A 12,076-nucleotide genomic window follows, 5' to 3' on the forward strand; every position below is an offset into this window, starting at 1 on the left:
GCTAAAACTCAAACTGATAGAGCAAATCGAGAGCCTGGTCTACGCCAGACACGGCTTCCATATATAGCTTAGGCATCAGGCGATAACGTAACGTCAACGTCGCCAGGGAGTCAAAGATCCCTACCCCATATTTTACCTGCAGACCCGGCAGCACGTAGCCGCTGACCACCACCTGGGAGGAGTCGCCCACCCCTTCGGTATCCAGCGCCAGATTACTTACGCCAAACGTCTCGCCGATTTTACCCACAACCTGACCACTTTGTGCAACCCCCATACCAATAAGCATGGAGGTCATTGCCGCACTATCGCTCTGTCCGCTGCCCAAACCCTGCCCGCGCAGCAGGTAAGAGAGCGCTTCCTGCTGCGACATGGCCGGATCGGAGAAAATTTCCGCTTTCGGCTGATCGGCCGAACCGGTCACGCGAACGCCGGCGATCACGTCGTCTTCCGTGGCATCCGGATTACGAATGGCTTCGATGTTCAGCAGCGGCTGATCCGGCGGTCCGGAGAACAGCAGTTCGCCTTTACGCACGATCAGATCCTGGCCGTAGGCATGGAAGCGGCCTTCCGGGATATTAATCTGCCCGTTGAGGCCCAGCCCCTGTTTATCCTGAGCCACTTTCAAATCGCCGGTCAGACGCGCTTTCAGCCCAAAGGCGTCGAGGCGAACGTTGTTGCCTACATGAATCGTCAGGTTGCTGTTAATCGGAATACCGGCGCTCTGCTGCTTAATCGGCTGCAGATTTTTATCCAGCATGACTTCGTCAGAAGAGACCCCAACGGCGCTTTCCGGCACTTCATTGACGACGATTCTTGCCCAGGGCACGTCAACGCTACCATCCAGGTTAAACAGGCTTGGCGTGGCGGTAAAGACGACATCTGGCGAAACATCCAGGCGCACCATCGGCGGCACGGTTATCCGCACCCGGCTGCCCTTCGCGGCAATCTGCGCGCGCCAGTTGTCAATCTGCGTCCAGTCGGCGTTACCGCTGAGCGCAATATGGCCCTGGCTGGTATTCACCGTCCCTTGTAGGGTCGAGCGGGTACCGGTGAAATTCATCGCCAGCTGGCTCGGCTGCATATCGAACGGCATAAAGTTGCCGTCAATATCCACGCCATTCAGCTGCATCTGCCCGTACAGCTGCGGGCTCTGTACGTTGCCGCCCAGCGTCAGACGCGCATTGAGCCGCCCTTCCGCCTTTTCACCGCGCGAGAAGATAGGGTTGATCATCGCCAGCGAGAAGTTGCTGATATTCACGTTCCCGCCCAGATTACGTCGGCCCTGCGGATCGGTGACCTGCACCTGCCCATCCAGTTGACCATTGTTGGTCAGGCGAATCAGCCAGCCCAGCTGGGCGCGATTGTTGTGCAGATCGGCCGTAAGATTCAGGGTATCGAACGCCACCGGCAGCGGCGCGTCGTTGACCGTCTGGGTCACCTTCACGTTACGTCCGCTCAGGGTGACCTTGCCCTGCGGTAGCCCCTCTTTGGTGGTGTCCCAGCTCACGTCGGCATTGCCGCTAAACACGCCGCTGGCCTGCGTCTCTTCCGGCATAAACGGCTTCAGCATCGCCAGGTCGAAACGGTTGAGATTCACTACCGCGCGCCCGCTCGCGCCGGCGTCAATGGTCTGCGGTACGCACAGTTCGGCATTCGGGTTAGTCCAGCAGTGCGGTCCAATGCTGATTTTCTGCTCGAGGTTACGGTAATCCAGCGCGATGTTGCGCGTCAGCGCCACCGGCCCTACCGGCGTCTGGAAGCGGGTATTGCTCAGCGTGCCTTTCCAGCGCTCCTCTTTGCGGTCAAAACTGCCTGCCAGCGACAGCTGTCCGGAAACCGGATCGCCCTGCACCCGCAGCTGCAGGTCGTGCTGTTTCTCGTTGCCCTTCGCGTTGAGCTGCACCAGGCTGATATTCACGCCCGGCTGGCTAATGCGGTCCACGCGTACGTCAAGATGACCGCCAATCTGGTCGGTGGATTTCACATCGCCCTTCACGTTCACCTGAGCCACCGATAGCTCCTGCCAGCGCAGCGCCCGGGCGGTGATATCCGCCAGCAGCTGCGGTGCATCGACGGTGCCGCGAACTTTTACTAATCCCTTCGCCGTCCCGCCCAGGCCCGGCAGGGCGTTATCGAGATGCGGCGCGTCAATGGTGGCGTCGAGGTTAAGATCTTTAACTCCCAGCTCGCCTTTCACGTCGGCGCTGTTGGGGCCCAGAGCCAGATGCAGGCCGGGGATTTTCCACTGCATATAGCTGTTGCCCTGCAGCGAACCGCTCACGTCGACTTTGTTTTGCTTCACGTTACCGGTGATTTTCAGCTCCGGTACCGACATCTGCCAGCTGCCGCCGTACAGGCTGCCCTGGGTCTTAATCAGTCCGTTGAGCTTCGACGGCCAGTCCGGTACCTCTTTAGCGGTGTTGATACTGTTAAGCGTCAGTTCGCCGCGCCAGCTGATCGCCTGCTGCCAGTCGAGCAGCGCTTTCAACTCGGTTTTTCCTTCGAGGGCGGCGACGGTGAGCTTGTCGAGATTCACCTGCTGCTCGTTGCCCTTCGCGTTCAGGCTAATTTTCGCTGGCGGCAGCGACTGCCCTTTCACCGCGGTGCTGAAGGCCAGCGTGTAGTCGGTCATCTTGCCGTTAAATTTCAGCAGTAGGTCGTCAGCCTGATACGCTTTCTCGCCGGTAAATGGCCAGTAAAGCTGCTTGCTTTTCACCTCCATATCCAGCGGCAGGCCGGCCTCCGCCAGCTGCGTTTCGGCGCGCAGCGTCATGGCGACAGGGCCGTTCAGATCCACGCCGAGCGTGAGCTTTTTACGCACTTCGCCGCCCACTTTGAGCTGCACTTTCTCGCCCTTGAGCGGGTCTACATTCAGCGTACCGTTGAGGGTGATATCGACCGGCCAGTTATCCTGCAGTTGTGCATTACCGGAAGCCGTCACTTTGCCCTGGTCAGAATCCACGTCCAGCGCGTCCAGCTTCATCTGCCCATCAATGCTGCTGACTTTGAGCAGCAGCGAGTAGATGGTCATATCGGTATCGCCGGTCAGACGCAGCTGCTCGCCGCGAAACTCCTGAATATTGAGATTCAAGGGCAGATGGACATCGGTCATTTCCGGCAGCACCGGCTTCGAGAACAGGTCTTTCATCGTCTCGCCGAGCGGCTTTTCTTCCGGCTGCGGATTGTCAATTTTCGGCTCAACGACCTGCTCCTGGGCCACTTTCGCCACCTTCGGCAGCGCGATAAGCAGCCCCTGCAGCGAGGTTGGCGTCAGGGTCAGGTTTTTCTCTTGCCAGTTAAGCCCCGTGGAAAAATCGCGCAGCGAAACGGCCGTATCGTCAATTTTCACGTTGACGTTATGCAGCGCCACCCGGCTCAGGGTGATGGGGTAAGGCGTGGAGAGATTCAGCGGTCCGCTATCTTCTTCTTCAACCGGCGCCGCTGGCGGCATTTTGCTGGTATCGATCGCCACATAGATATCGCGCAGAGAAATATCGTTGACGCACAGGCTACTGTCCCACAGGCAGCGTAGCTTAACGCCAAGGTGGAACTGCCCGGCGGTGACCGCCACGCCCGGCTGCTCAAAGCGCACGTTCTCCAGCGTCAGATCGCGCCAGCCGCCGGTGGCTTTGCCAATTTCCAGCCCAGGGACCCAGCGATCGGCGGCTTTGATAACCAGATGCAGGCCAGTCGTCGTCCCCACCAGGAATCCTACCGTCCCCAGCAGCAGCACCAGAAAAATCAGTACGCCGAGGCTTATCTTCTTCCATAAACTCATAATTCAGGCCCCAGGCCGATATAAAACTGTAAACCGTGTTCTTCTTTGTCACCGATCGGTCTGGCGATATCCAGCTTGATTGGACCGACCGGGGACTGCCAGCGTACGCCGAGGCCAGCGCCGGTTTTAAAGTTGCTTTCGCGGATATCGCTCACCGCTTCGCCGCTATCGACGAACACCGCGCCCCACCATTTGCCGCTCACGTTGTACTGATACTCCAGCGAGCCGGTGGCCAGCTTCGAAGCCCCCATCAGCTTGCCGTCATCATCTTTTGGCGAGATAGATTTGTATTTATAACCGCGAATGCTGCGGTCGCCACCGGCGAAGAAACGCAGATCCGGCGGGACTTTGCTGAAGTTATCGGCCTCAATCCAGCCAAGGTTGCCGCGTACCACGAAGCGGTGGCGGTCATAAAGGGTGCGGATCCAGACGTCCTGCGCCTGCATCACGATAAAGTTAATATCCGAGCCCCACATGGTGTTGGAGTAGTCCACCGAATAGCGCTGTGAATCGCCCCAGGTCGGCATCAGGCCGCCGCGAGAACGGGTCCGGTTCACCGACACGCCGGGATAGATCAGCATCGTGGTATTGGTGACGTTGGCCTGGGTAAAGTGGTCGAGACTCCAGCGCAGGTTCAGCGCGCGCTGCCAGCCGCTCGACATCTCCCAATAGCGCGACACGGCCAGGGTGGTAGAATCCGCCTGGGTATCATTGAGATCGGTACGCTTAAAGCCGCCCTGCATCAGGTAGTACTGTTCAAGCGGGCTTTTTAGCAGCGGTACCTTGTAGCTGAAATCAAGCTGCTGTTCAGGAGCGGACAGGCTGAGGCTGGAGGTCAGGCTGTGGCCGTAGGAGTTCATCCACGGCTTTCTCCAGGTCCCTTTGACGCGCGGCCCGACGTCGGTTGAGTAGCCGACCCCGGTCTCAACAGTATTCTCTTTGCGCGGAGAAACCACGCCCTGCAAAGGCAACACTTTCGTCTGGCGGGACTTCTCAAACTGCGGCGCCACGACGACGGAACTGAACCAGCCGGTCGCCGCCAGGCGGCGGTTGAGTTCGGCGAGATCCTGCGAGGTGTAATAGTCGCCCTGCTTAAACGGCACCAGATTTTGCAGATATTCGTCGCGAATTTGCGAGCCCTCAAAGGTCACCGGGCCAAAGCGGTAGCGCTCGCCGCTGTTGTAGTCGATATCCCAGAAGGCCTGATGACGGTCAAGAGAAACCCCAAGCTGGCTTTTATTAAACTCGCTATCGAAGTAGCCCTTACGCAGCGCGACCCGGGTCAGAGAGCTTTTAAAGCTGTCATAATCACCGTGATTGAGGATGGTACCGATGGCCGGTCGCGTGTTTAACAAATCCAGATAGTCGCGATCGGTTCGGGCTCCGCCGCGTAAAATGACTTCCGTACCGCCAATGCGCACCGGTTCGCCAGGCGTGACTTTGGCGATCAGTACCTGGCGCCCCTTCGCCGGCGGCGGACGTAAATCAAAATCGATGGTGGGCTCATAGTAGCCGAGCGCTTTCAGACCTTCGCGGATAGCATCATCCACGCGCGCGCGAAAGCGCCGGTCCGGCGTAACTTCATCGCTCTGGATCGTAGAGAGTTGGGCGCGGACGTTTTTTTCCAGTTCCCCGGATAACCCCTCAACCTGCAAACGCACGTTCGCTGCGCTGGCGACCCCGCTGACCAGCAAAAGGCTGGTGATACATAACTGGCGGATTTGTAGCACGTTTTCTCCTGAATATCCTTGTTTCCCCCCGAAGGAAACGAAAGTGCCGCTCCACGGCTTAACAAAACCCTAACAACTAAGGGTTGAAAAATAGACGTTAACCCAAATAATTCTTATGTTTAAATCTAGACGTATTAAGCGTGGTTATTGTGTTAAAAGTCACGCTTGGTTACAACCTTAACCACATTTTCTGTTAGAGAGGCCCACCGTGAGTCTATTTGATAAAACGCATCTTGTCGCCCAAGCGGACGCGCTGCCGGGACGCAATACGCCGATGCCGGTGGCTACGCTCCACGCCGTCAATGGCCATTCGATGACCAACGTCCCCGCCGGAATGGAAGTCGCTCTGTTCGCCATGGGCTGTTTCTGGGGCGTCGAACGCCTGTTCTGGCAACTGCCCGGCGTTTATAGCACCGCCGCAGGTTACACCGGCGGCTACACGCCAAACCCCACCTATCGTGAAGTTTGCAGCGGCGAGACGGGCCATGCTGAGGCCGTGCGCGTGGTCTACGATCCGCAGGTTATCAGCTATGAGCAGCTGCTTCAGGTCTTCTGGGAAAATCACGACCCGGCGCAGGGCATGCAGCAGGGTAACGACCGCGGCACGCAGTATCGTTCCGCTATTTATCCGCTGACGCCGGAACAGAGCGAAGCCGCGAAAGCCAGCCTCGCGCGTTTCCAGGCGGCAATGAAGGAAGCCAACGACCCGCGCGCTATCACCACCGAGATCGCCACGGCAAAGCCGTTCTATTATGCGGAAGACGATCATCAGCAGTATCTGCATAAAAACCCCTACGGATACTGCGGTATCGGCGGGATTGGGGTTTGTTTACCGCCGCAGCCCTGATGCCGTTGACCCGTAATAGCAGGCTGCCGGATTGAATAATTTACGCTCTGGCGGCTTTACAGTACCTTACGCTATACTACGCCGTGTTATCGCCGGTCCAGAGCCTTCGGACCGGCTTTTTGTGAATTCCACTTAGCGTTATCCACTTCCCTTCCGAGGATCTGATCTCAACGGTCAGATAAGATATGTTAAACAGTATTTTAGTAATACTTTGTCTGATAGCCGTCAGTGCGTTCTTTTCGATATCGGAAATCTCGCTGGCCGCATCACGTAAAATCAAACTCAAGCTGCTGGCCGATGACGGCAACGTCAACGCTCAACGCGTGCTGAAGATGCAGGAAAACCCCGGTATGTTCTTTACCGTGGTGCAAATCGGCCTCAACGCGGTAGCGATTCTCGGCGGTATCGTCGGCGATGCTGCATTTTCGCCGGCGTTTCACGGCCTCTTTAGTCGCTATATGTCCCCCGAGCTCTCCGAGCAGCTGAGCTTTATTATCTCCTTTACCCTGGTCACCAGCCTGTTCATTCTGTTTGCTGACCTGACCCCGAAACGCATCGGTATGATTGCGCCTGAAGCCGTCGCTTTACGCATCATCAACCCGATGCGCTTCTGCCTGTTTCTCTTCCGCCCGCTGGTGTGGTTGTTCAACGGCATGGCCAACAACATCTTCCGCCTGTTCAAAATTCCGATGGTGCGTAAAGACGACATTACCTCCGATGATATTTACGCCGTAGTGGAAGCCGGCGCGCTGGCCGGGGTGCTGCGTAAGCAGGAGCATGAGCTGATTGAGAACGTGTTTGAGCTGGAGTCGCGCACCGTGCCTTCGTCCATGACTTCGCGTGAAAACGTCATCTGGTTCGATCTCCATGAAGATGAACAGAGCCTGAAGAATAAGGTTGCAGAGCATCCGCACTCTAAGTTCCTGGTGTGTAACGAAGATATCGACCACATCATCGGCTACGTTGACTCCAAAGACCTGCTGAACCGCGTGCTGGCGAACCAAAGCCTGGTGCTGACCGGCGGCGTGCAGATTCGCAATACGCTGATTGTCCCGGATACCCTGACGCTGTCTGAAGCGCTGGAAAGCTTTAAAACCGCCGGTGAAGACTTCGCCGTGATCATGAACGAGTATGCGCTGGTCGTCGGGATTATCACCCTTAACGACGTGATGACCACCCTGATGGGCGATCTGGTCGGCCAGGGCCTGGAAGAGCAGATCGTCGCACGCGATGAGAACTCCTGGCTGATTGACGGCGGCACGCCGATCGACGACGTGATGCGGGTGCTGGATATCGATGATTTCCCACAGTCCGGAAATTACGAGACTATTGGCGGCTTTATGATGTTTATGCTGCGTAAAATTCCCAAGCGGACCGACGCGGTGAAGTTCTCCGGCTATAAATTCGAGGTGGTGGATATCGACAACTACCGCATCGATCAGCTGCTGGTGACCCGCATCGACAATAAGCCGACGGTGCTGGTGCCCAAGCTGCCGGACGCGGCGAACAGTGATAAAGAGTCAGCGTAACGCTTTCTCGCGAACGCTGTTCTCCCCCCTGTTGCCGGGCGGCGGCTAACGCCTTGCCCGGCCAATAAAGATCGCAATCTCGTCAGATTACGCATTGCCCATCGATATACACTCAAGTCTGCGTATGCCGACCAATCTGGGGCTGATGCCGGGTCCAGAAACATCAACGGCTCCCTGGGGGAGCCGCCTTTTTACCGTGTAGTCATACCACTTTTCAGGTTATGCCATCTCTGTTTGTAGACGGCTGACCTGGCGGTTGACTTCGGACATCACTGACAAATGCAGCTTGTCCTTAACCTTCGGGATAAGGATTTTGCCCTTATCAAACTCAAAAGCGCCAACGTCCTTGATATACAAACGTCCACGGAACAGGATCTTCACGTACTTCGCTACTTGTAGCGGGTTGTAGCGTTGGAAAATTTTCATTGTTGTCTCCTGCCAGGGTTACGCTCCTGTGGTGCCACAGTTAGCCCACGTACCGGAATCGCAAATTTTAATGCCCTGAAACTATAGTCCAGAATCTGAGTGATACCCAGTTTGTATAAGTTTATTTACCTTATGATGACAATAATTCAGAGTTTTCGTTTCAGGCATCCGATGAAGGTAGTATAAGTCGCCGATTTTAGACGGAATTGTGCGTCAACACGCAAACTGGCACCATCATTGCGGGTAATGCCGATAAATCGCACTTATGATTAAAGCAGACCAAGTGGTCGGATCACCTGCAAAGATAATAAAAGGAAACACCATGACCCTACGTAGATTACTGGCCGTTTCATGTCTCCTGTTCCCACTGTTGGCCTCGGCGCATAACTTTGTCGACGGTCAGCGCGTTGCGCCGGTCGGCGTAGCGGATCGGGGAGAACTGGTGCTGGATAACGATAAATTTAGCTATAAAAGCTGGAATAGCGCGCAGCTGGCGGGAAAAGTGCGCGTCGTGATGCACATTGCCGGTCGCTCGTCGGCAAAAGAAAAAAACGCGACCTTAATTGAAGCCATTAAAAGCGCGAAGCTGCCGCACAACCGCTACCAAACGACGACTATCGTCAATACCGATGACGCTATCCCAGGCTCGGGAATGTTTGTCCGCAGCAGTATCGAGAACAATAAGCAGCTCTACCCCTGGTCACAGTTCATCGTCGACAGCAACGGCGCGGTGCGCAAAGCGTGGCAGCTCGAAGAAGAGAGTTCGGCCATCGTGGTGCTGGACAAAGAGGGTCGCGTGCAGTGGGCTAAAGACGGCGCGCTCAGCCAGCAGGAGGTGCAGCAGGTAGTGGGCCTGCTGCACAAGTTGCTTAATAAATAGAGACCCGGAAGCCGGGGTTGAGGAACGATTCACGCGGCGTGTAATCAAGAGTACGCCCCTGCCAGTCGTGAACGTGCGCCCCGGCGGCGCTGGCGACCGCATGACCGGCCGCGGTGTCCCAGGTACTTGTCGGCCCGAAGCGTGGGTAAAGCTGGGCCTGCCCTTCAGCGACCAGACAGAACTTCAGCGACGAACCAATTGAGGTGGTCTGGTGTTCGCCAAGCTGCTCAAGATACTCCTGCAGCTCCGGGTCATTGCCGTGTGAACGGCTAATCACCACCAGCGGCGGGCGCGCATCGCGGACCTGAATCTGCTTGCGAACGCCGCACTCCTCTTTCCATGCTTTACCCTTTTCCGCGCTGTACATCACCTTCATCACCGGCGCGTAGACCACGCCCAGGGTCGGTTTACCGTTTTCAATCAAGGCGATATTGACGGTAAACTCGCCGTTGCGCTTGATAAACTCTTTGGTGCCGTCCAGCGGGTCCACCAGCCAGTAGCGCTGCCAGTGCTGGCGCACCTCCCAGGCCGGCGGATCCTCTTCCGACAGAACCGGAATATCGGGCGTCAGGGCCAGCAGGCCGCTGATAATCACCTTGTGCGCCGCAATATCCGCGGCCGTGACCGGAGAATCGTCCTTCTTGCTGGTAACGTCCATCGGCTGTTTTCCATCGTAAACTTCCATGATGGCATCGCCCGCATTCCGTGCAAGCTGACATACTTGTTCTAACATTCTCCACCTCGTCTGGTTACAGTGGCGTTAACTCGTTGTTTTATTTATATCGCATCATTGTGAGTTCCGCTATCTGTGATAACGATGGCGGTTTCCTTCACCGCTTTTCTGGCATGATTCACATTTCTGTAAGCAACAGAATGTAAATACATTTTCTTCTGTGCCACTGCTCATATAAAAAGGACGCCACTGATGATTAAGTTTAGCGCAACGCTACTGGCCACGCTGATCGCCGCCAGCGTAAATGCGGCAACGGTCGATTTGCGGATCATGGAAACCACCGATCTGCACAGTAATATGATGGACTTTGACTATTACAAAGATGCCGCCACGGAAAAATTTGGCCTGGTGCGTACCGCAACCTTGATTGAGAAAGCGCGTCAGGAAGTCAGCAATAGCGTACTGGTCGATAACGGCGATGTTATTCAGGGCAGTCCGCTGGGTGACTATATGGCCGCAAAGGGTCTGAAAGAGGGCGATGTTCACCCGGTCTACAAGGCAATGAATACCCTGGATTATGTCGTGGGCAACCTCGGCAACCACGAGTTTAACTACGGGCTCGACTTCCTGCATAAAGCGCTGGCAGGGGCGAAGTTCCCCTACGTGAACGCCAATATTATCGACGTCAAAACCGGCAAACCGATGTTTACGCCTTATCTGATTCAGGATACCCAGGTGAAGGATAGCGACGGCAAAACGCAGACGCTGCGCATTGGCTATATCGGCTTCGTACCACCGCAGATAATGACCTGGGATAAGGCCAATCTTAGCGGCAAGGTGACCGTTAACGACATTACTGCAACCGCACGCAAGTTTGTCCCGGAAATGCGCGAAAAAGGCGCGGACGTGGTGGTGGTCATTGCCCACTCCGGCCTCTCCGCCGACCCGTATCAGGCCATGGCGGAGAACTCCGTTTACTATTTAAGCCAGGTGCCTGGGGTCGATGCCATTATGTTCGGCCACGCTCACGCCGTCTTCCCGAGCAAAGATTTTGCCGGTATCAAAGGCGCGGATATCGCGAAAGGTACGCTGAACGGCGTACCGGCAGTGATGCCGGGCATGTGGGGCGATCACCTTGGGGTGGTCGATCTGGTCCTTAACAACGACAGCGGCAAATGGCAGGTCAGCGCAGCGAAAGCCGAAGCGCGGCCGATCTACGACTCGGTGGCGAAGAAATCGCTGGCGGCAGAAGACAGCAACATGGTGGCGGTATTAAAAGCCGACCATGACGCCACCCGCGAGTTTGTCGGCAAACCGATTGGTAAATCCTCGGATAATATGTACAGCTACCTGGCGCTGGTGCAGGACGACCCAACCGTACAGGTGGTCAATATGGCCCAGAAGGCCTACGTTGAGCACTACATTCAGGGCGACCCGGATCTGGCGAAGCTGCCGGTACTCTCCGCCGCCGCGCCGTTTAAAGTCGGCGGACGTAAAAATGACCCGGCCAGCTTTGTTGAAGTGGAAAAAGGGCTGCTCACCTTCCGCAACGCCGCCGACCTCTACCTGTATCCCAACACCCTGGTGGTGATGAAAGTCAGCGGTAAAGAGGTTAAAGAGTGGCTGGAGTGCTCCGCCGGACAGTTCAATCAAATTGATCCCGCCAGCAGCAAGCCGCAGTCGCTGATTAACTGGGACGGCTTCCGCACCTACAACTTCGACGTGATTGACGGCGTGAACTACCAGATCGATATCACCCAGCCGGCGCGCTACGACGGCGAATGCAACAGCGTGAATCCGCAGGCCGAGCGAATTAAGCATCTGACCTTTAACGGCAAGCCAATCGATCCGAACGCCACTTTCCTCGTCGCGACCAACAACTATCGCGCTTACGGCGGTAAATTCCAGGGCACCGGCGAGGATCATATCGCGTTCGCTTCACCGGATGAAAACCGCTCGGTGCTGGCGGCGTGGATTGGCGCGGAGTCGAAGAAAAACGGCGAGATCCATCCGGCGGCGGATAACAACTGGCGCCTGGCGCCGATCCACAGCACAGTACCGCTGGATATTCGCTTTGAAACCTCACCGGGCGACAAGGCCGCGGCATTTATCAAAGAGAAAGCGCAATACCCGATGCGCCAGGTGGCTACCGACGATATCGGCTTTGCTATTTATCAGCTGGATTTGAGTAAATAATTGCCGGTTCCCCGGTT

8 protein-coding genes are annotated in these 12,076 nt (G+C 56.3%); 4 read left to right on the top strand and 4 right to left on the bottom strand.

Annotated elements, in window-relative coordinates; all coding sequences use genetic code 11:
- Position 1 precedes the first annotated feature (1 nt).
- Complete coding sequence (gene tamB / locus ACSIPU_RS11685; protein WP_032728789.1) at positions 2 to 3,778, bottom strand: autotransporter assembly complex protein TamB; 3,777 nt, start codon at positions 3,776 to 3,778, stop codon at positions 2 to 4.
- Positions 3,775 to 5,508 (bottom strand): autotransporter assembly complex protein TamA, encoded by a 1,734-nt coding sequence (gene tamA, locus ACSIPU_RS11690; RefSeq protein ID WP_004109036.1) that lies wholly within the window; start codon positions 5,506 to 5,508, stop codon positions 3,775 to 3,777. Before tamA ends, tamB begins: the two co-directional genes overlap by 4 nt.
- Before the next feature lie 208 nt (positions 5,509 to 5,716).
- Between tamA and msrA the strand changes: the two genes are divergently transcribed.
- On the top strand, positions 5,717 to 6,355 hold the full coding sequence (gene msrA / locus ACSIPU_RS11695) for a peptide-methionine (S)-S-oxide reductase MsrA (RefSeq protein ID WP_004109039.1): 639 nt from the start codon (positions 5,717 to 5,719) through the stop codon (positions 6,353 to 6,355).
- A gap of 185 nt (positions 6,356 to 6,540) precedes the next feature.
- The gene (locus ACSIPU_RS11700; RefSeq protein ID WP_004109043.1) at positions 6,541 to 7,884 is read left to right on the top strand and encodes a hemolysin family protein; all 1,344 of its coding nucleotides are present in this window, start codon (positions 6,541 to 6,543) and stop codon (positions 7,882 to 7,884) included.
- Positions 7,885 to 8,103: 219 nt separating this feature from the next.
- On the opposite strand, the gene ACSIPU_RS11705 is transcribed toward ACSIPU_RS11700, so the two are convergent.
- Positions 8,104 to 8,310 carry a DUF1107 domain-containing protein gene (locus tag ACSIPU_RS11705; protein ID WP_004098023.1) on the bottom strand — a complete coding sequence of 69 codons (207 nt, stop codon included), beginning with the start codon at positions 8,308 to 8,310 and terminating at the stop codon, positions 8,104 to 8,106.
- Positions 8,311 to 8,632: 322 nt separating this feature from the next.
- Here ACSIPU_RS11705 and ACSIPU_RS11710 point away from each other — a divergent pair, with 322 nt between their 5' ends.
- Complete coding sequence (locus ACSIPU_RS11710; RefSeq protein ID WP_004109045.1) at positions 8,633 to 9,190, top strand: YtfJ family protein; 558 nt, start codon at positions 8,633 to 8,635, stop codon at positions 9,188 to 9,190.
- Here the strand turns inward: ACSIPU_RS11710 and cysQ are convergent.
- Positions 9,180 to 9,923, bottom strand: a complete 744-nt coding sequence (gene cysQ, locus ACSIPU_RS11715) for a 3'(2'),5'-bisphosphate nucleotidase CysQ (RefSeq protein WP_004109048.1) — start codon at positions 9,921 to 9,923, stop codon at positions 9,180 to 9,182. The two genes, ACSIPU_RS11710 and cysQ, sit on opposite strands and share 11 nt — an antisense overlap.
- A 192-nt stretch (positions 9,924 to 10,115) precedes the next feature.
- On the opposite strand from cysQ, the gene ACSIPU_RS11720 reads away from it, so the two are divergent.
- On the top strand, positions 10,116 to 12,059 hold the full coding sequence (locus ACSIPU_RS11720; protein WP_196557786.1) for a bifunctional 2',3'-cyclic-nucleotide 2'-phosphodiesterase/3'-nucleotidase: 1,944 nt from the start codon (positions 10,116 to 10,118) through the stop codon (positions 12,057 to 12,059).
- The last annotated feature ends 17 nt before the right edge of the window (positions 12,060 to 12,076 follow it).

It is taken from the genome of Klebsiella sp. HN106 (assembly GCF_051209435.1).
Lineage (GTDB): Bacteria > Pseudomonadota > Gammaproteobacteria > Enterobacterales > Enterobacteriaceae > Klebsiella > Klebsiella oxytoca.